This window comes from Alteromonas sp. S167, from assembly GCF_036864375.1.
Classification (GTDB): domain Bacteria; phylum Pseudomonadota; class Gammaproteobacteria; order Enterobacterales; family Alteromonadaceae; genus Alteromonas.
On the sequence record NZ_JAZETR010000001.1, the window covers coordinates 678,570 to 701,926 of the forward strand.

The 23,357-nt window shown below is 44.7% G+C and carries 16 protein-coding genes; 9 read left to right on the forward strand and 7 right to left on the reverse strand.

Annotation, left to right across the window (positions count from 1 at the left end; genetic code table 11):
* Nucleotides 1-25 precede the first annotated feature (25 nt).
* Nucleotides 26-535 carry a DNA starvation/stationary phase protection protein Dps gene (gene dps, locus V7R35_RS02960; protein WP_334013194.1) on the reverse strand — a complete coding sequence of 170 codons (510 nt, stop codon included), beginning with the start codon at nucleotides 533-535 and terminating at the stop codon, nucleotides 26-28.
* A gap of 262 nt (nucleotides 536-797) precedes the next feature.
* Nucleotides 798-1,673 (reverse strand): NAD(+) kinase, encoded by an 876-nt coding sequence (nadK, locus tag V7R35_RS02965; protein ID WP_334013195.1) that lies wholly within the window; start codon nucleotides 1,671-1,673, stop codon nucleotides 798-800.
* 195 nt (nucleotides 1,674-1,868) lie between these two features.
* Between nadK and V7R35_RS02970 the strand changes: the two genes are divergently transcribed.
* Complete coding sequence (locus V7R35_RS02970) at nucleotides 1,869-3,026, forward strand: iron-containing alcohol dehydrogenase (RefSeq protein ID WP_334013196.1); 1,158 nt, start codon at nucleotides 1,869-1,871, stop codon at nucleotides 3,024-3,026.
* Here V7R35_RS02970 and V7R35_RS02975 read toward each other — a convergent pair whose 3' ends face one another.
* The 4 genes from V7R35_RS02975 to V7R35_RS02990 form a co-directional block, all read right to left on the reverse strand.
* A complete protein-coding gene (locus V7R35_RS02975) occupies nucleotides 3,027-3,794 on the reverse strand; it encodes a 3-hydroxybutyrate dehydrogenase (RefSeq protein ID WP_334013197.1) in 768 nt (255 codons plus the stop codon).
* An 18-nt stretch (nucleotides 3,795-3,812) separates the two neighbouring features.
* Entirely contained in the window at nucleotides 3,813-4,865 is a 1,053-nt protein-coding gene (locus V7R35_RS02980; RefSeq protein ID WP_334013198.1) for an extracellular catalytic domain type 2 short-chain-length polyhydroxyalkanoate depolymerase, read from the reverse strand.
* 2 nt (nucleotides 4,866-4,867) lie between these two features.
* Nucleotides 4,868-6,124 (reverse strand): E22 family MetX-like putative esterase, encoded by a 1,257-nt coding sequence (locus tag V7R35_RS02985; protein ID WP_438823445.1) that lies wholly within the window; start codon nucleotides 6,122-6,124, stop codon nucleotides 4,868-4,870.
* A gap of 142 nt (nucleotides 6,125-6,266) precedes the next feature.
* Nucleotides 6,267-7,562, reverse strand: a complete 1,296-nt coding sequence (locus V7R35_RS02990) for a GntP family permease (RefSeq protein WP_334013200.1) — start codon at nucleotides 7,560-7,562, stop codon at nucleotides 6,267-6,269.
* A gap of 311 nt (nucleotides 7,563-7,873) precedes the next feature.
* Between V7R35_RS02990 and V7R35_RS02995 the strand changes: the two genes are divergently transcribed.
* The 3 genes from V7R35_RS02995 to V7R35_RS03005 all read left to right on the forward strand — a co-directional run bounded on the left by V7R35_RS02995 (nucleotide 7,874) and on the right by V7R35_RS03005 (nucleotide 11,791).
* A complete protein-coding gene (locus V7R35_RS02995) occupies nucleotides 7,874-10,186 on the forward strand; it encodes a TonB-dependent receptor (RefSeq protein ID WP_334013268.1) in 2,313 nt (770 codons plus the stop codon).
* Between the two features lie 156 nt (nucleotides 10,187-10,342).
* The gene (locus tag V7R35_RS03000; protein WP_334013269.1) at nucleotides 10,343-10,975 is read left to right on the forward strand and encodes a response regulator transcription factor; all 633 of its coding nucleotides are present in this window, start codon (nucleotides 10,343-10,345) and stop codon (nucleotides 10,973-10,975) included.
* Nucleotides 10,976-11,068: 93 nt separating this feature from the next.
* Nucleotides 11,069-11,791 carry a hypothetical protein gene (locus V7R35_RS03005; RefSeq protein WP_334013201.1) on the forward strand — a complete coding sequence of 241 codons (723 nt, stop codon included), beginning with the start codon at nucleotides 11,069-11,071 and terminating at the stop codon, nucleotides 11,789-11,791.
* On the opposite strand, the gene V7R35_RS03010 is transcribed toward V7R35_RS03005, so the two are convergent.
* Nucleotides 11,788-15,300 (reverse strand): hybrid sensor histidine kinase/response regulator, encoded by a 3,513-nt coding sequence (locus V7R35_RS03010; RefSeq protein WP_334013202.1) that lies wholly within the window; start codon nucleotides 15,298-15,300, stop codon nucleotides 11,788-11,790. The genes V7R35_RS03005 and V7R35_RS03010 overlap by 4 nt on opposite strands.
* Before the next feature lie 277 nt (nucleotides 15,301-15,577).
* Here V7R35_RS03010 and grpE point away from each other — a divergent pair, with 277 nt between their 5' ends.
* The 5 genes from grpE to V7R35_RS03035 all read left to right on the forward strand — a co-directional run bounded on the left by grpE (nucleotide 15,578) and on the right by V7R35_RS03035 (nucleotide 23,288).
* The gene (grpE, locus tag V7R35_RS03015; RefSeq protein WP_334013203.1) at nucleotides 15,578-16,204 is read left to right on the forward strand and encodes a nucleotide exchange factor GrpE; all 627 of its coding nucleotides are present in this window, start codon (nucleotides 15,578-15,580) and stop codon (nucleotides 16,202-16,204) included.
* A 119-nt stretch (nucleotides 16,205-16,323) separates the two neighbouring features.
* Nucleotides 16,324-18,249 (forward strand): molecular chaperone DnaK, encoded by a 1,926-nt coding sequence (gene dnaK, locus V7R35_RS03020; protein WP_334013204.1) that lies wholly within the window; start codon nucleotides 16,324-16,326, stop codon nucleotides 18,247-18,249.
* A 216-nt stretch (nucleotides 18,250-18,465) separates the two neighbouring features.
* Entirely contained in the window at nucleotides 18,466-19,599 is a 1,134-nt protein-coding gene (dnaJ, locus tag V7R35_RS03025; protein WP_334013205.1) for a molecular chaperone DnaJ, read from the forward strand.
* Between the two features lie 285 nt (nucleotides 19,600-19,884).
* Complete coding sequence (locus tag V7R35_RS03030) at nucleotides 19,885-20,367, forward strand: c-type cytochrome (RefSeq protein WP_334013206.1); 483 nt, start codon at nucleotides 19,885-19,887, stop codon at nucleotides 20,365-20,367.
* A gap of 392 nt (nucleotides 20,368-20,759) precedes the next feature.
* Nucleotides 20,760-23,288 carry an EAL domain-containing protein gene (locus V7R35_RS03035; RefSeq protein WP_334013207.1) on the forward strand — a complete coding sequence of 843 codons (2,529 nt, stop codon included), beginning with the start codon at nucleotides 20,760-20,762 and terminating at the stop codon, nucleotides 23,286-23,288.
* Nucleotides 23,289-23,357 lie beyond the last annotated feature (69 nt).

Here is a 23,357-nt window from a genome sequence, read left to right on the forward strand (position 1 = left end):
CAACAATTCAAAGACCTTTAAGCATTTATTGCTGTAGTTCACCGTCGCTCGATTCAATGTGTGCACGCACAAACCATTGAAATTGTTCTAAATCAGCTAGCTGGCCTGTAATCATATCCTCAGATACAGCGTCTAGCTCGCCTACTGTTTCAATAGCAGAACGGTGATCGCCATTTACGCCATCATATACCGCATCCAACGCCTTCAGATGGTCCATTACCAAACCTTTACCAATGCTGTAGTCATCCCAGCTTCGGCTCTCTACAATCGCTTTTGGTGTGCCTTTTGGTACGCCACCTAATGTTGCAATACGTTCGGCAATGGTGTCTGTCATATCACGCACCGCATCAACTTGTGGATCTAACATTTCATGTACACCGATGAAATTTGGACCCACTACATTCCAGTGAATGTGTTTCAATGTTAATTGTAAGTCCAGCAATGCAGTTAAACGCTTCTCCAATACCTCAATGGTTTTCGCAGCCGCATCGTTATCCATACCTGGTGCTGTAAATTTGATATTGGTATTACTCATGACATCTCCTGATTATCTAGTGTAAAAGTGTTAAAGCCGCTGTAAACACGACCAAACTCGATATAGAAGATGTTGCAACGCGTGTGCCGACAATACCGTTTTTTATAAGCTCATGAAACGCATGGAAAAAACACGAAAGGTTAAAAAATCGCTATTTTTCAATACGCTAAAGGTGAGTAAAAGGTACAGGGGCATGTAAGAAATGCAGAGCGCTACCGTCTATCGTGGTTTCGATAACAAACGAAGCGCGTTTCAATTTGAATTAATATAATTTACTGCCCCAGCCCAGCTTTTTACGTAACACGTTAAAGTAACTGTATCCCTTAGGGTGAACAAGGTGCAGCTTGTCGGCGCTTTTGTTAATTCTTATTTCATCACCGGGAAGCACTGGAAGGACAATATGGCTGTCGCAGCTCACCTGTAGTGAATCGCTGTTTACTTTAGACACCTTCATCGATACCTGGCTATCGGCATCAACCACAATTGGGCGGCTGCTTAGTGTGTGGGGAAACATAGGTACCAGTGTTAACGCATCTAATTTGGGCATTATTATTGGCCCGCCAGCAGATAGAGAATAAGCCGTGGAGCCTGTTGGCGTAGCAACAATAAGACCGTCGCTACGCTGACTGAAAACAAACTGATCGTCGATGTAAATTTCAAACTCCATCATGTGTGCTACTTTGCCATGATGCAGAACCACTTCGTTCATTGCGGAATTATTACTTTTAAGTTTCTCGTGTCGATACACTTCCACTTCTAGTAAGAAACGCTTTTCTACTACGCAGTCACCGGTGAATATTAGGTCTAATTGTTGAACAATCTCGTCGGGATGAATATCGGTTAGAAAGCCCAGGTTGCCTCGGTTAACACCAACAACGTGAATATCGAAGCGCGCAAGCACGCGTGCTGCTCCCAACATACTTCCGTCGCCACCTACAACAACCGCTAAGTCGGCTTCTTTGCCTATGGTCACTAAGTTGCAGCTTCGAAAGTTGTCTGTTTCGAGTTCTTCTGCAATACATTCTTCTACCAATAATGTACACCCTTTGGCCAGTAGATATTCTGCAAGAATATTTAGACTGTCGTGGGTGGCGGCGTGTTGAGGTTTTCCAATTAAAGCAACGGTTTGATAGGGCATGGAACGCAACTATCCTTTCATTTCCAATGTTCGGACAGTAGCACAGGTTTTTTGCAAAATAAAAGCGTTTAGCGTGCAATTACGCGTATTAATGACGTCTTATTTTCTTTATTTATTTCATTGGCGAGTAAATAAACGATACTGTAACAAGAAATATCAACTGTGCTTTCAGGCGTTAAATTCAAGGAGTTGTTTATGTCACATCATATTTTGCTGCCAAGGATGATGGAAATCGGGAAGGGCGCAAGTGAAAAAGTGTCTGACATACTTGCAAGCCTTGATTGTAGCAAGCCGCTTATTGTCACAGATAAAATGATGGTTGAGCTTGGTTACGCTGAAAAAATAACAACACAGCTTGCGGACATTGGAATAGTGGCTGATGTTTTTGCCGACACGGTTCCCGAGCCTACGGTGTCTTCAATTGAGTCTGGCGTATCTATGGTGCGGGAAAACGAGTACGACTGCATTGTTGCGCTTGGTGGGGGCAGTCCTATTGATAGCGCTAAAGCGATTTCCATACTCGGGAAATACGGTGGTCAAATGCGTGACTACAAATTTCCAACCGTTACTGATGTAGCTGGATTACCTATTATTGCAATACCTACTACAGCCGGTACTGGGTCAGAAGTTACGCGCTTTACTATTATTACCGATGAAAAAACAAGTGAGAAAATGCTGTGTGTAGGGCGTGGTTTTATGCCAACCGCGGCACTGGTCGATTACACGTTAACGCAAAGTTTACCTCAACGCGTTACTGCCGATACTGGCATAGATGCACTAACACACGCTATTGAGGCGTTTGTAAGCAAAAAAGCGAACCTTTACAGTGATGCACAAGCCTTGTCAGCTATGGCGCTTATAGCCCCAAATTTGCGCACTGTCTTCGTAGATGGAAATAACGAGCAGGCACGAGAAGCGATGATGTTGGGTTCTACTTTAGCAGGTATTGCATTTTCCAATGCATCTGTTGCACTTGTACACGGTATGAGTAGGCCTATTGGTGCAGCGTTTCATGTGCCTCACGGGTTATCAAACGCCATGTTGCTTCCCGCTGTTACTGCGTTTTCGTTGCCAAGTGCAACAACTCGATATGCTATGTGTGCACGAGCGATGGGTGTCGCTTCTCAAGCCGACGCCGACGATGTTGCAAATGAAAAACTGCTGCAAGAGCTAAACGCACTAAATGCTGATCTGCAGGTTCCCACACCTGCAGATTTTGGAATAGATAAGGCTGCCTTTTTTGCCATTGTAGATACTATGGCTGAACAAGCTTTAGCATCGGGTTCGCCAGGCAATAATCCTCGCGTGCCAACGGCGGATGAAATCGTCTCTATTTACACATCGTTGTGGTGATTAACGCGCAGTCCAACCACCATCTAGGATCATGGTTTGTCCTGTAATGTTTCTCGCACTGTTTGACATCAAAAACGCTGCCGTATCTGCCAGTTCTTCAACGCTGATAAACTGCTTTTTAGGCATGGGCTCAAGCATTATCTTGTTAACCACATCCTCTTCGGTAAGGTTGTTTTCTTTTGCTTGCGCAGCTATTTGCTGCTCAACTAAGGGCGTTTTCACGTAGGCGGGGCACAGTGTATTAATAGTAACGTCACAGTCGCCCGTTTCTAATGCTACGGTTTTTGAAAAGCCAAGAAGCCCGTGTTTTGCTGCAACATACGCCGATTTATAGGGCGATGCTACCACAGAATGAATAGAGCCCACGTTTATTATCCGCCCAAAATTTTGCGCACGCATTGCAGGCAAAAATGCTTGAGTAAGAAGGGCAGGGCCAACTAACATAATGTTGATCAGTTGCTGCCATTTTTGTGGGGGAAAGTCCTCTAGCTTGGCAACATGTTGGATACCCGCATTGTTTATAAGAACATCTACGCTAAGCACGCCCAACGCTTCGGGCAACATTGCAACTTGTTCGGCGTCGCAAACGTCAACGGCAATGGCACTGGCCGAGCCATCAAACTGCGCTAGTTTAGCCGCAGCCTCTTGGGCTGCTTGTTCATTAATATCGGCAATAATTACGTGATGCCCCTGTTTAGCCATCGCTTCTGCAATTCCAAAGCCAATACCACTAGCACCGCCAGTAATAAAAACGGTTCTTTTATTCATTATTCGTCTCTTACCAAATTAATTGGCTTTCTTGTGCGAAAGCGCTGCACTGTCGCTTGCAAGATAATGCACCATGCTTGTTACCGCTTTTACTTGCGACCCTTCTCTGTTGGCGTAGTCGGGTGACGCGTATCCCCACCAGTCCCAACAACCTTGAGGGTTAAGCGGCATAAATAAAGACTTTTTCGTTTGCGGATAAAGTACAACTATTGCGTTGTCGTCAGCCCATTCATTAATGCCAGTTTGAGTAACGTAGGCATCTCCAACCGTTTCTGCATACTGGTTGCATCCATGAAAGCTGATGTGTACGCGACATTCGTCTCCCTCAGCGCAAGACGCCGGAACATATACAAACCCTTCACTGGCAAGTGTTTTGGCGCTGTCGCCTGCAATCGCTTGCTGATCAAGTGAATGCACTGTACCGCTAAGTGCATCGTCTGGCGTTTTAAGGCCATCAATTAGATGGTTAAGCATGTCGCCAGCGGCGTCATAATCACAGTTTCCAATAAACGGGCTTTCCGATTTCATACAGTTAACGCCGTTGTTTTGGGTTGGAAATACATGAGCGATGGGTTTGTCGTTTATGTACTTAACATTTTGAGTGTCTGTCCACGTTAGGTATTGTTCGTGGAGCTTGTCGGAAACGTCACCAATAACGCGGTTGTCTTGTGTACCGTGAAATAGCCATACTTTTGCATTCTTTAAATTATCAAGAGACGCAATTTTGCCTTGTTCTTCGTATTTTTTGGCAGTTTGCGCAAGTTCTGTCGCTGATGTGTCACCTTCTACCTTGTTCACGCATTGGGCAAGTGCTGTTGTGATATCACCTTTTGCACAAAAATACGGGCCAGCTGCAAGTACGCCTGCGCCTTTCACCCAGTCGCTGTGCGCGATGTGAAATTGCGTTGCCATATATCCGCCAGAAGAAAGGCCTGATACTGTGACGTTGGTTAAATTCAGGTTTAACGCCATTTTACTTTCATCATGGCTATCTGCAGTGCAGACGTTCGTGGTAAATAGCGCACCAAGTGCAACTACACATGCTGCTGAAAGTCTATTTCGTTTTGTCATAATTAGTCCTTTTCTAAAAACGTTTTTATGGCTGCCGCTTGCGCGCTAATGTTTGAAACGCCTTCAAGGTGTCCAAGGTTGCCGTCGAGTTCTAGGTAATGTGTATCGTTGCCCAGTTCATTAAGTTGCTTGTGCGCTTCTTGCGATAAATAGGGCATTAGTAGCAAGTCTGAATTAGACGGAATAAAAAGGGTTTTCGCTTTGATGTTCGATAAACCCGCTGTAAGTGAGCCTTGATGACCTGCGATAAAAAGCTGGCATGCTCTAACCAAATACAATAGATGATTTGCATCCATTTTTGCGCTTCGCGCTTCGGCGCGTTTTCTTAACCACGCCACGATTGCAGGCTCGTTGTTGATGTGCGCAAGCGCGCTGGTATCTTCAGCTTGAAGCTTACTTCCTTGCAGATTAAAAAACGCAGGAGTAAGTGCGTTTTGAGTTATCAGCATTAACGATGCCACTAAGCCTGAGGTAGGTGCCGAGGCGTCATAGTAATCACCGTTATTAAAGTGTGTGTCCAGCTTAATAGGCGTTGCCCAATGTTCAAGTGCGCTGGTGGTCCATGCATCACTTTGCGCGCTTCCTATCACTGATATCATGCGCTCCACCCAATCTGGATATGCTGCTGCCCAGTCGATCGCTTGCATTGACCCCATCGATGGGCCCACAACAGCATGAAGTTTGGTTATGCCTAAGCTTTCTAGTAAGGCTTTTTGTACGTTTACAAAATCACGAATGGTGACCACCGGAAAGCTTAAACCGTAGGGCTTCCCTGTATCCGGATTAATGCTAGCAGGTCCTGTCGTAATTACGCGTTCGTCAAACGCATTCAAATTAGCCAGTGTATCGACAGACACTACATAGAATTTGTTGGTATCAATGGCTTTTCCTCGCCCTATAATACTGTCCCAATAGCCCGGCGATGCATCATCTGGTGAGTATTTTCCTGCGGCATGCGAAGAGCCAGAAAAATAATGGGTAACTAACACCACATTGTCTTTATTGGTAGACAGCGTGCCGTAAGCTTCCCAACCCACTTTTACTTGCTTGATGGTTTGTCCGCCAAAGGTCGTAAAGCTATCCAAGCTAAATGTACGCTTTTTAACTAGCATGCTGCTATGTTCATTAACTGCTTGGGCGGTAAGTTCAGCCGCCACAAGTGTAGTAGAAGGCGGCAGGCCATCGCTTGCTAGAGCCAACAGTGGCTGCCCAAGAACACTCGCAATAACACCTGCAAGCAACACAACACACTTCAACATGCGGTTCTTATTTCTATCTCTATAAAAGATTGAGCGCTGCTGGCTGTTACATGCGTTTGTGGACGTCGTCATACATTGAAACCTATTATAATTTAGCATCTTGCATAATCTGCTGTTCAGTATTCATTGGTTTAGCCACTGGCTATAAAATACTAAATAAACCAATGGCCATGGCTAATCCAATAAGCGGTACAACCACGGTTAATGCGCCCACAGCCCAATACGCAGCCTGGTGGGTTTCATGGCAAATGGCGCGAATGGTGGTAACCACATAGCCATTATGGGGCAATGAATCTAGCGCGCCGGATGATATAGAAACTATACGATGTAGCTGGTCAGGCTCAACGCCTTGATCTAGGTAATGAGGCGCTACTAAGGGCAGAGCAATGGCTTGTCCGCCAGAGGCACTTCCCGTCAATCCTGCAATTACACTCACGGCTATGGCTGCGCCAATAAGTTCGTTGCCTGGAATTTGTGTCATCAAGGCTACCGTGCTTTGAAAAGCTTCAGTATTTTTGGCGATTGAACCAAAACCTACCACCGCTGCGGTATTGCCGATAGCAATTAAAGCGCCTGTTGTACCGGCATTTATGGCTAAGGGTAAGCTGTTAAAGTGTTTGAAATTGATTGCCAGCAAACAAAGCACACCGCCGCCAAGTGCCAAAATTAAGGCTAACTGCGCTAGCGATTCGTGGAAGAAAAATGAGATAAGCAAAACCACTACAAGAGGAAGAATTCCTGTCATTGGGTGAGGTAATGCACGTTCTCGAATTTCAGGGTCGCTGTCGCGCGCCTCGAACACTTCACCATTATTCACCGCTTTACGAATCATTTTAGCAAGCCACCAATAGCCAAATACGGCCATGAATACGGCAACTATTAAGCTTACTTCCCATGCGGCAAAAGGCGATGTGCCCAAATATTTAATAGGGATCCAGTTTTGGATTTCAGGCGAACCCGCCGATGTCATGGTAAACGTCACCGAGCCAAAGGCCATGGCGGCGGGAATAAAACGTCGAGGTAAATTGGCGTCTTTAAATAGGCTAACAGCCATGGGGTACACTGAAAAAGCAACAACAAAAACGCTTACACCACCATATGTTAGCAGGGCGCACGCGATAACAACGGCCAGCACCGCGCGTTTGTAGCCTATTTTATTAATAATCCAGCCCGATACGGCATCTGCAGCACCTGTGTCTTCCATAAACTTGCCGAACAAAGCGCCAAGTAAAAACATAAAGAACCAAGACGCAATAAAACCCGAAAAGCCACTCATGTAGGTTTCAACAAAGTTTACCTCACCGGTAAACACGGCAATATTATTGGTGAGGGCGACAACAAGCGCACACAAAGGGGCCGCAATAAACAAATTCATACCGCGTATTGTTAAAACAATAAGCAGTACTAATCCACCTACTAAGCCAATCATACTTAACATAGTTATTATCCTTTAAAAATCTGTGACCGCAGATGATCCGGAACAGTTAAGTCGATGAGTAACTGATATGCTATGTAAAAAGAAAAACGTAAAAGCATATACAAATCAATAAAAAAGCATTTTATAACCAGATGAAGTTTGACGTTACTTTTCCGAAAATCCCATAGTACGATGGTACTACATACTGTTAACAAATAATTAACTAAAGTGATTTGGACCGTAGGCAATACATCCGGCAGTGAAACAAAACCTAGAACAAAAAAGGACTCACTATGTCACTATCAACACACAATGCTTTTAGCACTACAAAAATGAGAGCAGCCATGTCGAAACCTTTATCAATTGGCAGCACGCGCGCTAGCCTATGTGCCATAGCGGTAGCAACTAGCTTGTTTGCACTACCATCTCATGCACAAGATAACGGCGAGGCCGCAGAAAATGAAAAGGGCAAACTAGAGCGTATTGAAGTTACCGCGCGTAGAACCGTTGAGTCTTTACAAGAAACGCCTGTCGCCATTACATCAATAGGTGCAGCAGAGCTTGGCGAAAAGGGCATTGCCGTATTAACCGAAGTTCAGCAGTTCTCTCCAAATACCACACTACAAACTAGCCGTGGTACCAACTCAACGCTTACTGCGTTTATTCGTGGGCTGGGGCAGCAGGATCCGCTTTGGGGCTACGAGCCTGGCGTGGGCATTTATGTTGATGATGTATACATAGCGCGTCCACAAGGCGCGGTTTTAGACTTGCTCGATGTGCAAAGAATTGAGGTGCTGCGCGGCCCTCAGGGTACACTATATGGTAAAAACACCATCGGCGGCGCGGTTAAGTATGTTACTAAAGAGATGTCTGGCGACACTCAAATGAATGTAGAAGCGACGGTAGGTAGTTACAATCAGCGTGATATACGCGTAACTGGTCAAATTCCGGTGGTAGAAGACACTGTTTACTTAGGCGTGGGCTATGCCAACCTTAATCGTGACGGTTTTGGTGAGTATCTAGTAAGTGCTTTGCCAAACCAAGATAGAGAAAACTATAACAAAGACTTATGGGCAGCCCGTGTTTCGTTAGAAATTCATCCAAGTGAAGATTTATTCTTTAGAATTGGCTGGGATAAAACCGAAGATACGTCGAATGCAAAAGGGGGCTACCGTTTGCTTCCAAGCGTCTTAACTGACGCACCAGTGCCAGATTCAGTGTTTGACTCTTACACCAGTCTTCCAACGTGGAACAAAGTTGAGCTTGAAGGCTATAACTGGCTTGCGCGCTACAATGTAAGTGACAAATTAGAGCTCAAATACATAGGCTCGCACCGCGAAAGCTACTCGCCAACAAACATCGACTTTGATAATACGCCGTTGCCAATTTTCGACGTACCGGCAGAGTATGATGACAGCAATGACACGCACGAACTTCAAGCAAACTATTTTGGGGATAACTTCAGCCTAGTTTCTGGCCTGTATTACTACGACGGTGAAAGCTGCGGTAACTTCGATGCCATACTTGGCGTGCTGGGTGTAGCGCTTGGTGCTCCTGGGTTAACGCGTGAAGTAACGGGGTGTAATAACTCAGAAAGCTGGGCGGCTTACACGCAATTAAACTACGATATTAACGACAAGCTTTCACTTTCTTTGGGTGCCAGATACACAGACGAAGAAAAGTCGGCCTTCGTAAACAACGGGCTTATTTTCGACAACGTTTACCCGTCTACAGGCTGGATTGACGGTTATGTGCGTCCTGATGGTCAGCTTGTTCCACAAGTACTAGGTAATGATACTGACGGCGACGGCGTGCTTGATGCGCCAGCTGTACAAAGCTGGTCACGCTTTACGCCACGCGTAGGTGTTGAGTATCAAATGAACCGCGACACTATGTTCTTTGCTAGTTATTCGCAAGGCTTTAAGTCAGGTACGTTTAACCCAAGAGCCACAGTGAACGAGCCTGGCGTGGCACCAGAGGTGGTCGATAGCTTTGAAGTGGGTATGAAAAGCGACATTAACGACGCGCTTCGTTTAAACGTAACCCTATTCTCCTATGACCACAAAGACCGTCAGTATATTGGTGTTGAAGGGGATTTATCAGACCCGACAGCACTAGATCAACGTTTGCGTAATGCAGCAGAAACAGCGGCGAAAGGTGCTGAACTTGAAATGACATGGGTAGCCACTGACAACCTTCAGTTTGACGTAGCCTATGGTTTCATTGATTTTGAAATTAAGGAAAATAACGCTACTCCGCCATTGATTGGTTTGGCCAGCACACCTGAAAACACCTTTAACGTAAATGCTAACTATTTGCTAGAAACCGGCTTTGGTGACATTACGTTTAACGCCAACTACTACTACCGCGACGACTACCTGTTATTTGAAACGAGCGACCTTATTCAGCAAGATGCCTACGGCATGGTTAATTTAAGTGCTAGATGGGAGAGCTTGGAAGGCGATTGGTACGCGGGTTTACATGTGAAAAACCTTACCGACGAAGAGTACCTTGTAGGTGGTTACGATTTTGTAACGCGCGATGAAGACGGTAACTTTGGACCAGGTCTGGGCGGCGATACCACATTAATTGGTTATTATGGCGACCCACGCACCGTACACCTTACGGTAGGTTATCGTTTCTAATCGGATAAGCGCGTTTGTGTGTTCTTGTAAAAAGAAGCAAACGCGCGCTTCTTTACTACAACCATCACTTTACGCTGCAGCATAGGTAAAGGCAGTTTATTTACCTGCGCTGTGGTGTTATGTTCTTTTTAAAGAAGTAACGCTAAATACTGCATGATGCCTGTACATATTCTAATTGCTGATGACCACCCACTTTTTCGCGCTGCAATGTGCCACGCGCTAAGTACCATGGAGGGCACAGAACTGTGTGAAGCATCATCCTACCCAGAAACTATTGCGACGTTAGAAGCAAACGACAATATCGAGCTTGTATTTTTAGACTTGTCTATGCCAGGGAATGAAGGTTTGCATGGCCTATCAGACCTTCAAGCAAGGTTTCCAGACGTGCTAGTAGTAATTGTTACAGCGCAGGAGTCACCAAATTTAATTCAAAAAGCGATTTCTCTTGGCGCAAGTGGTTTTATTCCCAAATCGGCGTCGGTAGAAACCATTGTAGATGCGGTTGAACAAGTGTTAGAAGGAGAAACTTGGGTTCCCACAACGCCTGCACCTGAATCGATAGATCAAGATGAACCGGACGACTTTCACGCACGATTGCGACAGCTTACTCCGCATCAACTGAAAGTGCTCAAAATGGTGTCTGATGGCCTGCTTAACAAACAAATTGCCTACGAACTTGCCATTTCAGAATCCACGGTGAAACAGCACGTTTCAGCAGTGCTTAAAAAGCTGGGTGTAATTAATCGCACTAAAGCAGGCATAGCGTTTAAAAATGCCATGCACATTTAGCAAACTACTCACGCTTCAAATAGCCCGATTTCAGAAATCCGTCACAGCATTAAATGCGTAACAACATTACCTTTGTTTGCTTATGTAAATGCTGTGCTTTCTAGAATTTTTAAAAACATTAAAAAGCGTCGTGATAATACAACGGCAGTCCAAGACACTTCACAAAAGGTATCTATATGGCGTGATACCGGGCAAGTGTACTACCTAGAAAATACGATAAAGCTTACTTATCAGTCTAAAGCTGGTGCTGTCACCATTGAGAAGTTATCCATTGACCGCCTTCATGAAGTGGTTAAAGAGCTTCAGGCATTAAATGAACACTCAACACTTGCCCGAGAAGAGGTTGCCAACCAGACCGGTGCCTTCAATATCAGTGTGTGCGGTGTTACGTGGCAAAAAAGTGAGGACGGTAAAAGCGTTAGAATTAAAGCATTACCAGAAGCTGCATTATTGCGAAGCCCAACGGCCTGTTTTACAAAATCTCAAGCGGTGTTTAAACATGCATTTATGCTTGAGCACGATGATTTACTTACTCCTTCAACGTCGGGGAAACCGGGGATACATACTTACAATCGTATTTCCATTAACCAGTTCACTCAGCAATTAGCAAACGCTAACGCGCGCCTAGCTCCCGCTGAGAAAAAGAAAATTACAGTTGGGTTTGATAACTTTTCAACAGCGTTTACCGCGCACGAGCAATCGGTTATTGATGCGCTAATTCAACCTGAAGCTACCGAACTTAAAGAAACCAAACACGGGAAAACCCTGACAAAAGAAACAAGCACCAGCGACACCACTGATGCCAATAAACCTTAACAGTCTGTGTTCAAAATAAGCGATTGTTTAAGCAGTCGCTTCAACGCTGGTGGCTTGGCTGGTTTCGGTAGGTAAGCCATGCCAAGCTCATCCGCTTCTTGGCGAACTTCGTTGCTTCTATTAGCGGTAATAAGCACGCTTAAGGTGAACTGCATTCCTGCTTCGTAAAGGGAGTTTGTTACGTCAGTACCTTTCTCCCCATGATTGAGGTGGTAGTCTGCAATAAGTACGTCGAAGTCTTCTTGCGAATAACGCAGTGCTTGTTCTGCACCTTTTACCCACGTTACTGTTGCTCCCCAATCTTGAAGTAAAGCGCACATGGCACTGGCTACCTGCTCATCATTTTCTATTAGCAAAAAGGCGCTGTTTTTCAAAAAGGCCAAGCTATTTAACGTACTATTTTGAATGCTCTTATCAATGCTAATATCACCATTTTCTTCATTCCCCCCTACAAGAATATTTGCCTCATCAACAGGCTTGTTTGCAGAAGCATTATAGGGCACGCCCATTTCAGTGCACACTCGAGGTACAGTAACACTAAAACTGCTGCCGCGATTGGGCACCGACGTTAGCGCAACGTTGTGCTCCAACAGCTTACAAATTTTATCTACTATAGTCAGGCCCAGCCCAATACCTTCTCCGCTGTGATTGCTCTCAAGCTGGTGAAATTCGCTAAATATTTCCTGCTGCTGCTCTGGCGCAATACCACTGCCGGTGTCGTATACAAAGATACTTACGCTAGGCCCATGCTTATGATGCGTTGAATGTCGCCTTATACCCACTACAATCCTTCCCGTGTGGGTGTAGCGAACGGCGTTAGAAAGTAAGTTCTGCAGTACTCGTCTAAGTAAATTAATGTCGCTATACACCTTTACTTTAGTGGGTACATAGCGCAGCTCAATGTTTTTCTGTTGCGCAAGAATACTAAACTCTTGTACTAACGATGCCAGCACATCATCTAGGTCAAACGTTACTTTTTGTGGGGTTAAAACGCCAGCATCTAGCTTTGTCATATCAAGTAGCATCGTTAATAAACTTTGGGCGTTGTTAAGCGAATTCACTACACCTTCTGACAAACTCGCTAATTCGCTGCCCTCTGTCTTCTTATTCAACATAGACGCGAATAGCGATGCTGCATTAAAAGGTTGCATTAAGTCATGACCCGCGGCAGCAAGAAAACGTGTTTTACTTTCGTTGGCTTTGTCGGCTTGATGCTTTGCTTCTTCTAGCTCTGCAGTGCGCTGTATTACTCTTGCTTCAAGGTCCGATTTTGCCTCCTCGAGGGCGTTTTGAATAGCAATGTACTCGGTAATATCGCTGTATGTTGTTACGTAACCACCGCCGGGTAAAGGTGCGCCATTAAGCTCAATTACGCGCCCATCGGGTTGCTTGCGAATAAATTTATGTCGGCTTCCCGTAAGCATGTAACGAATTCGTTTCTTTATTTCAGCTTCTGACGCCGTATCTGTATTGCTGTTATTGTTGATGTTGTGTTTGTCAGTGTGCGAGCTGAACAGCCCGCGATTGGCATTAAATCGTAATATGTCGGCTATGGGCATGCCCGCTTTCAAGAAGCCTTTGGGGTAGTTAAATAGCTCAATGTATCTGTCGTTCCACGCTAGCAGCTGCAATTTCTCATCAAGAACGCTAATACCTTGTTCAATATTTTGAACCGAAGACTGCAACACTTCGTGATTAAACTGAAAAGACTGAGAGGCTTCTTCAACCCAATCAACCAGCTCTGGTAATGTGTCGCTACCGGTGTCTGCAATTGCACCAAGTAAAATGCGTGCACTTGGCGCTCCTACCTGTGCGGCTAATAGCTTATCGACCCGCTCAATTAATGCATGGCTAGCGTAACCTCGGGCAAATGCGCGATTAACATCAACAGACAGTTGCTGCGTAAGTCGTTCTTGAGAAGGTTCGTCTAGCACGCGTTTTGTAAGTGAGATCAAGTCTTTTACCTTTACCATCAAGCGTGGTGCTTGGGTTAACTGTGCGCCATCTGTAGCAACGGGTTCTGATGACCTATAGGTAAGCAAAGCAATAACAACGAAAGTAATGCAGTTTGCTATAAGTGAATAAGTAAAGCCTACACCTAGGGCTTCGTCGGTTGGTGGCGGATTAAAGTAGTAGCTTGATAAAATGCTTGGATAAAGTAAAAAAATTGACCAGCAAACAAAGCCCGCCAGCAGCGCACATATGGCAGCAGCCCGTGTGCTTTTTTTCCAATACAAGCCAAACATCAGTACCGGCATACATTGCCCTAGCAGCGCAATAGCAATAACGCCGCTTTTCACCAACGGTGCAGCTTGGCTGATATTTAGGTGGTACCACAGCGCGGTTGTTAACACCACTAACACGGTAAGCCGTCGAATTGTAAGGATCCTGCCTGGTTGCATTGACCTTTCGGGCGCTGTTTTTAACCGTGCTTTTAGCCATAGCGGCGTAATGACATTGTTTGCAATCATTATCCCCATGGCAAGTGTGGCAACAATAACCATACTGGTTGTCGCTGCCAGTCCGCCAATAAAGGCAAAAGAAGAAAGTGCCATATTTTCAGCGTAAAGCGGTATCGCTAGTACATAAGCGTCTGAATTGGTGCTGCTTGGTAGCAGCATTTTACCGGCAAGCGCGATGGGAATAACGAATAGTGTCATTCCTAAGAGGTAAAGCGGAAACAGCCATCGCGCTGTGCGTAGTTCACCTTCACCATTTTGCTCAACAAAGTTCATATGAAATTGTCTCGGTAACACGAACATTGAGCAAATGCCAAGCGCAACGTGGGTTACATAAACGCCTATAGCGCTGTCTGCATATATCACCGCTTTCGCTGCTTCATGTGCTGATGCCTTTGCGATTAAATCAAGGACGCCTTCAAACAAATAAAAGCAAACAAAAATGCCAACAGCCCAAAGCGCTAAAAGTTTTATAACCGATTCGAAAGCAATGGTAAGCAAAAGGCCGGGGTGTTTGTCGGTTAAATTGAGCGAACGCGTACCAAAAATGATAGCAAATAGCGCCATAAGACCAGCAACGTAAACACTTACCTGAGGGTTACTCGATTGTGGTGCGTCTGTAATTAAGCTTATTGACTTTGTGATAGCGTCTAATTGAAGCGCGATATAGGGAATAACACCGATAAAACACAACAGCGTAATAAGCGCTGCAATGAGGTGAGAGTGACGGTATTTAAGTGAGATAAGGTCGGCAAGTGAACTAATGTTATGTTGTTGGCACAGTCGGCTTATGTGCAGCACAACAGGAAAGCCAAAAGCCATGGTTAACATAATACCAAGGTAAGTGGGTATGATAGCCCAGCCGTACTGCGCACCTTGTGATGCAGTTCCAAAAAAGGCCCACGACGTACAGTGTACACCCAACCCCAAGCTGTACAGAACAGGGTGTTGCTGGTTATCTCGCAGGCGTTTATCACCCCAAAACGCCACAGCAAAAAGCGCAATAAGATACACGCCAACCAACGTGCCCACTGTCCAAATACTCAGCATAAAAGGTCCATATAAAAACAACTGCTTAGCTTAAATTACATTAACACGCTTTTTACATGTTGTCGTATTTTGAAGTGCGCTTACTCGCGGTACTTTAGTACAGATTTCGCATTGAAACAGTGGGTTTTTATACTTTTTAAAAAATCATCCACAAAAATTGTGTGGATACCCTTGATCGCCCCAAAACTAGCCCCATAAATAAGCCCATCAGAAAGATTCCCATAAATTTTAATCATTTTTGGGCAATGCCTAATTAAAAAAACGTTTGGAGGTAGGCATGAGCGACAATCGCGACGTGCAGGCAGAACAAGAGAATACAGTGGACGAAACTGTGCAAGCAGCTGATACACAAGTTGAAGCTGAAGCGGTTGAAGGGGCAGAGGCGCCTCTTGATGAGAACGCGCAACGTATTTATGAACTAGAAACTGCATTATCTGAAGCGCAAGCGACAGTAAAAGAGCAACAAGATAGTGTTCTTCGTGCTCGCGCTGAGGCTGAAAATGCTCGTCGTCGTGCTGAAGGCGAAGTAGAAAAAGCGCGTAAGTTTGCGCTAGAACGCTTTGCTGGCGAGCTGCTTCCGGTTATCGATAACCTAGAGCGTGCTATCGAAATGACCGATGCTGAAAACGAAGCGGTTAAGCCATTGCTGGAAGGCGTGGAAATGACCCACAAAACTTTCCTAAGCACTATTGAGAAATTCGGATTAAGCCTTATTGATCCGCAGGGCGAAACCTTCAACCCTGATTTGCATCAGGCGATGTCGATGCAAGAAAGCGCAGACCACGAGCCAAATACTGTAATGGCCGTGATGCAAAAAGGTTATCAAATTAACGGCCGTTTGCTGCGCCCTGCCATGGTAATGGTATCGCGCGCACCAAGTGGTGGTGTGGACACGCAAGCGTAAATCACGCTTTTTGCGACAAACACACAAAAATGTCAGTTTTTTTACTGACATCTATTGAAAACATTGGGGAATAACCCCACTAAAAGTACAGAATTAAGAAACTTTTTCGGAGACACGAAATGGGTAGAATCATTGGTATCGACTTAGGTACAACGAATTCATGTGTCGCAGTTCTAGACGGCGACAAACCTCGCGTAATTGAAAACGCGGAAGGCGATCGTACAACCCCTTCTATCATCGCTTACACAAACGATGGTGAAACACTTGTAGGTCAATCAGCGAAGCGTCAGGCGGTAACAAACCCTGAAAACACGTTATTCGCTATCAAGCGTTTAATTGGTCGTCGCTTCCAAGACAAAGAAGTACAGCGTGACATCGACATCATGCCTTTCAAAATTGTAGGCGCTGATAATGGTGATGCGTGGGTAGAAGCGAAAGGCGAGAAAATGGCGCCGCCGCAGATCTCTGCTGAAGTACTTAAGAAAATGAAAAAGACCGCTGAAGACTATCTAGGCGAAGAAGTGACTGGCGCAGTTATCACTGTACCGGCTTACTTCAACGACTCTCAGCGTCAAGCTACTAAAGATGCGGGTCGCATTGCAGGTCTTGAAGTTAAGCGTATCATCAACGAGCCAACTGCTGCTGCTCTTGCGTACGGCATGGACAAGAAGCAAGGCGACAACGTTGTTGCGGTATACGACTTAGGTGGTGGTACATTTGATATCTCTATCATCGAAATTGATGAAGTAGATGGCGAGCACACGTTTGAAGTACTAGCGACTAACGGTGACACACACCTTGGTGGTGAAGACTTCGATAACCGTGTCATCAACTACCTAGTTGAAGAGTTCAAGAAAGATCAAGGCATCGACCTTCGTAAAGATCCGCTAGCTATGCAGCGTCTTAAAGAAGCGGGCGAGAAAGCCAAAATCGAACTTTCTTCTTCACAACAGACAGAAGTTAACCTGCCTTACATCACTGCTGATGCGACAGGTCCTAAGCACTTAGCGATTAAGCTTACTCGTGCAAAACTTGAGTCTTTAGTTGAAGACCTAGTGAAAAACTCGCTTAACCCACTTAAGCAAGCACTAGCTGACTCAGACCTATCTGTAGGCGACATCAACGACATCATCCTTGTGGGTGGTCAAACTCGTATGCCACTAGTACAGAAGTATGTAACTGAGTTCTTCGGCAAAGAGCCACGTAAAGACGTGAACCCTGATGAAGCGGTAGCAGTAGGTGCGGCAATTCAAGGTGGTGTACTTTCTGGTGACGTTAAAGACGTACTACTTCTAGACGTTACGCCTCTGTCTCTAGGTATCGAGACAATGGGTGGTGTAATGACTGCGCTTATCGAGAAGAACACGACTATCCCTACTAAGAAGTCACAAACGTTCTCGACAGCGGAAGACAACCAGTCTGCGGTAACAGTACACGTACTACAGGGTGAGCGTAAGCAATCAAGCGGCAACAAGTCTCTTGGTCAGTTCAACCTTGAAGGTATTCGTCCAGCAGCGCGCGGTGTACCGCAAATCGAAGTAACTTTCGACCTAGATGCTGACGGTATCCTACACGTGTCTGCGAAAGATAAAGACACAGGTAAAGAGCAGAAGATCACCATCAAAGCTTCTTCAGGCCTAAGCGATGAAGAAGTAGAAAAAATGGTAGCAGACGCAGAAGCGAACAAAGAAGCTGATGCGAAGTTTGAAGAGCTAATTCAAGCGCGTAACCAAGCTGATGGCATGATTCACGCTACGCGCAAACAGCTTGAAGAAGTTGGCGATGCACTAAGTGCAGAAGACAAAGCGCCAATTGAAGAAGCCCTTACTGCTCTTGAAACAGCGTCAAAAGGCGAAGACAAAGCGGAAATCGAAGCGAAAACGCAAGAACTTATTCAAGCGTCTAGCAAGCTGATGGAAGCAGCGCAAGCACAACAAGCGGCCGCTGGCGGCGCTGAAGGTGCAGAGCAACAAGCGTCTGGTAAAGCGGACGACGATGTTGTTGACGCTGAGTTCGAAGAAGTAAAAGACGACGATAAAAAGTAAGCTGTTGCGAAAGGCCCGTTTACAACCTAGCGGGCCGTAAATAGCAGTTCAGGCGCAGCAGGGTTTTCTTGTTGCGCCTTTGTTGTGTAAATAACTTGGTGTAAATGGCTTAGCGATATAGCACAGCTACTCACTTAGGTTATTTTCACAACAGTCAGATGTAGATTCGATAGGCACTGCGTGCTTGTCGACAAAAAAGTAGGATAAGTGAACGATATGTCGAAACGTGACTACTACGAAGTGCTCGGGGTGGATAAGAGCGCAGGCGACCGCGAAATTAAAAAAGCGTATAAAAAGCTTGCGATGAAATATCACCCTGACCGTACGCAAGGCGATAAAGCGCTAGAAGATAAGTTTAAAGAAATCCAAGAAGCCTACGAAATCCTGTCAGATTCACAAAAACGTGCCGCTTACGACCAGTACGGTCATGCGGGCGTTGATCCTAATCGCGGTGGCGGCGGCTACGGCGGCGGTGCTGATTTTGGCGATATCTTCGGTGACGTATTCGGCGACATCTTTGGTGGTGGAGGTCGTGGCGGCCGTCAATCGCGTGCACGCCAAGGCTCCGACCTTCGCTACAACCTAGAATTATCACTAGAAGAAGCGGTACGCGGAAAGAGTGTCGACATTCGCGTACCTACACTTGTAGAGTGTGACGTGTGTGATGGCTCTGGCGCGAAGAAAGGCTCGTCACCTAAAACCTGTCCAACGTGTCATGGAAATGGTCAAGTACAGATGCGTCAGGGTTTCTTTGCTGTGCAACAGACATGTCCTACATGTTCTGGTAAGGGCAAGATTATCGAAGACCCTTGCAACAGCTGTCACGGTCACGGTCGCAAAGAGAAAACCAAGACCCTTAACGTTAAAATTCCAGCCGGCGTAGACACAGGTGATCGAATTCGCCTATCGGGTGAAGGTGAAGCGGGAGAAAACGGTGCCCCAGCAGGCGACTTGTACGTGCAAGTGCATGTACGAGACCACGATATCTTCCAACGTGACGGAAATAACCTTTACTGTGAAGTACCATTAAGCTTCACTACAGCAGCGTTAGGCGGTGAGCTTGAAGTACCAACGCTTGACGGTAAAGTTAAGCTAAAAATTAGCCCTGAAACGCAAACGGGCCGTATGTTCCGTCTACGTGGTAAAGGCGTTAAGTCAGTACGTAGCGGCGCAATGGGCGACTTGATGTGTAAAGTTGTTGTGGAAACACCGGTTAACTTGTCTGCGCGCCAAAAAGAGCTGCTTCAAGAACTTGAAGACTCGGTTGGCAAGGCATCTGGTAAGCACAGTCCAAAAGCACAAGGCTTCTTTGACGGTGTGAAGAAGTTTTTCGACGACTTAACGAACTAAGTGTTTAAAGCATTTACAGTATCGTAAATAGTTAAAGCCCTCATTTGAGGGCTTTTTTTGTTGTTAGCCCCTTCAATAATGTCATTCAGCGTTATAATTCTTGCGCTTTATTGCACTATTAGTCACGATAGAAAAACACATTCATAGGAACGAACGAGCTATGGAAGCGGCAAATCGGTCGCTATTTTCTACATAACGCTACTGTGTGCATTTACGTTGTTCAGAACAACACAGTTTGAATTCGTTCGATTTATAAAAATACAAAAAATGAAATAGGGAACAGGCATGAAATTTTTTTCAAAAGCAATAGTAGTGGGCGCTGTAGCAGCATGTATTTCAAGTGCGACGTTTGCGGTAGAAGTAAAACCAGCATCTTCAGAAAAGCATGCTAAAGCGGCTACCCAATATCGCCAGGCAATTTTTCAGCTTGTACGCAGCAATATGGGGCCATTAGGTGGAATGGCGAAAGGCGCACTTCCGTTTGACGAATCTGTTATGAAAACCAACGCCGTCCGCCTAGAACAACTAGCGGATATGATGAGTGACTACATGGCGGTCGATACACGTGAATTTAGCGTTGAGACAGGTGCAAAAGATGCAATTTGGGAAAACTTCTCAGACGTTGAAAAGAAAGTTATGGCCCTTAAGGCAGCATCACAAAACCTTCAAACCGTGGTTGATGCTGGCGATGAAAGTGCGTATCGCAGCGCTATTGGTAAAATTGGCGCTAGCTGTAAGTCTTGTCACGATGATTATAAAAAAGACTGATTACAAAAAAGACTGATCATAAGAAAGACTAAATTAAAAAAGACAGGTCATTGTAAAAACGGCTACATAAGAAGCTTTAGTTAGCAAATATACCAACTTACACACGAGCAATTCAGCACTATACAATGTTGCTTGTGTGTAAAGTTGATAAACATCAACGAATTAAAGCTGCATATTTTCGACAAACGTCAAACAATTGATTTGAAGTAGAGTGAAATAATCGATAAAAAATTGCACGTTAAAACACAATGCAAACTGGATATTGGAGGGTTTGTTGACTAAAATTTAGACTAAAGGATGAGCTAAAAGGCGTAGCATACGCAAGTGAATATTTTTGGCGTAGACACGCTGATTGACCGAATTACGTTTTTATTTTGTGGGGCATAAGTTAGATGGAACTACGCAACAGCAACACACTCTCAACGCACTACGCTGACAACCCTGATTTTGGCAGCTTGCTCGATGAGGGGAGGCAACAGACACAAGCGCTTTGCGTCTTGATGGCCTCTATTAACATTCACTCAGGTGTGGCTGTTATCACACACGCCGATTCTTCACACACCAATCTAGAAAAACTGTCTATTAGGTTGCCCGACGATATTAATCAAATGCTTGCAATGTCGGCAATGAGCGCGCCAATTGCAGCAGAAGAGCTTGCATTACCGCCTGAGCTTGCATGTTACGAAAACACCTATATTGTTGTGAAAGCAATCAAAAATGTTCATGGTGCAATAGAGTATGTTGCGCTCACCTTTTTGAAAAATAAATCGTTGAACACAGTTCAGCATTGCTACCTAGACATTATTCGCCAAAAGATTGAAATAGCGCTTCACTACCATCTTGCCAAACACCCTTATTCTGAAAAGCTTTCACAGCAACTAGCATTACTTGAAAAGGTGAGTGAAGTTTCTCGTGTTGGGGCGTGGGAGTTAGATAGAGAGTCTGGAACGTTACAATGTACCTCCATAGTTAAAGAGATACTGGGGCTCGAGCATGTTGGCTTTATGTCTTACCAACATATTCTTGACATATTGACTTATGAAGAAAGGCGTACGTTTATTACGTCTTTACTGCGTGCGATAAAACGTAGCGATTGTTTTGATTTTCACTTTAGTCTACGCGATAGAAATAAAGGCAAGCGAAGTATAAAGCTTACTGTTTATTGCCAGTTAGAAAAACGTGATGGTGTTAAGCTCAAACGTCTTTATGGTGCAATTCAGGATGAAACGCAAACCCAGCTGTTATCCGACTCACAAAATAACTTTGCTGACTATGTTTCTCTTATACTTAACCACATTGACGCAGTGGTAATGACCGTTGATGAACACGGTACGGTGCTGACGGTGAACGAGCAGGCAAAACCGACACTAGGCTATTGTCCTGATGAACTCATTGGACAAGACATCAACATTATTTTTGCCCAATCAGCTACAAGCCATTTTCCAGCTACAACATTTAGCAACGATGTATCAACGCGTCACGTGCGGCATAAAAATGGTAAGCGTTTAAGTTGTGAAGTGTCGCAAAAACAATGCAATATTCATCAGCAGTCTTTAACGGTAGTGACCATTAAAGATAACTCTGAACATGAACGAGACCTGACATACTACAAGCAACTCGCTTTTGAAGATTCTGTTACAGGGTTATCGAACCTTTGTAAACTGGAGAGATACATCAATGAAATTGGTGCCAAATCGAGTTCTATCCCCAGCACGCGCGTGTTTATGCGTGTGGCAATAAAGCATATTAGTGAATACGAAGATGTATTTGGTGTAGCCACCTTCGACTATATTATGCGAATTGTTTCCAATAGGTTGGCGCGAACATTTTTATCAAGTGCGTATATGGTAGCGAAAGGAGAACGCGGCGCTTTTTATGTCGTGCCAATGCAGTCGTTTATCGACTCAATAACATCGTGTGAAGCCATTTCAAAAGTGTGCAACCTGCTCGAAGAGCATGTGTTAATTCCATTTACGCTTCATAATAATGCGCTTCAAATTGAGGCTGAGACTGTTAGCTGCACCATTTCCTCAAAGCATGTGAGCTATAAGAAGTTAATTGATTGCATGGCGATAACAGCCGTGAGTAGTGGAAAGGCTATGAACTCAGGAAGCCTTGTACACGACGTTACTCATATCAATACGCAGGATATTGAGAGGTACAGTTATATCAAGCGCTCTCTTTCTCGAGCTTTGTCTAGCAATGAATTGTTTATCGAACTTCAGCCGCAATATAACGCAGAAAAAAATATTATTAGTTCTGAAGTACTTTTACGTTGGCATCATCCACATTTAGGCGTAATTCAACCCAATGAGTTTATCCCGATTGCTGAAGAAGACGATGCTATTGCTGACTTGGGGTTATGGGTTTGTGACCGCGCTTGTCAATTACTTAGCGAGTGTTTGGAGAAAAACGTTACTACTCAGCTTTCGTTGAACATAAGCACGAAGCATTTGGCTCGTGCTGATTTTGTATCTAAGTTTGTTGCTACTGTTGAGCGATGGAAGATACCAAGCAATATGCTCACATTAGAATTGGCCGAAGGAGCGTTGAAGCGCGGTATCAGTATTATTCAATCACGAATTAAAGTGCTTTCTGAATTTGGTTTTAACATATCCATCGGTAACTTCGGAAAAGCAGAATCGAATTTAAATTATTTAGAATCTCTGCCCATTAAAGAGCTAAAAGTTGACCGGCTTTTCATAGAGGACATAGATGACTCGGACCAAAAGCGACTGTTAGTTCGCAGTATTTGTAACTTTGCAAATGCAATGAACATTAATACCGTGGCTGAAGGTATTGAGACTGACCATCAACTATCACACGCTCGTACCTGTGGATGTGATTCTTTTCAGGGGTTTTGGCTTGATAAACCTATGAGTGTTGATGTTTGGCGAGAAAGAATATTTAACGCACAATAAGTAATGAAAATTTAGATATTAAATGTCTTTATTTTCAATAATATAAGACCCTTAAGCCTGAAGTCTTAT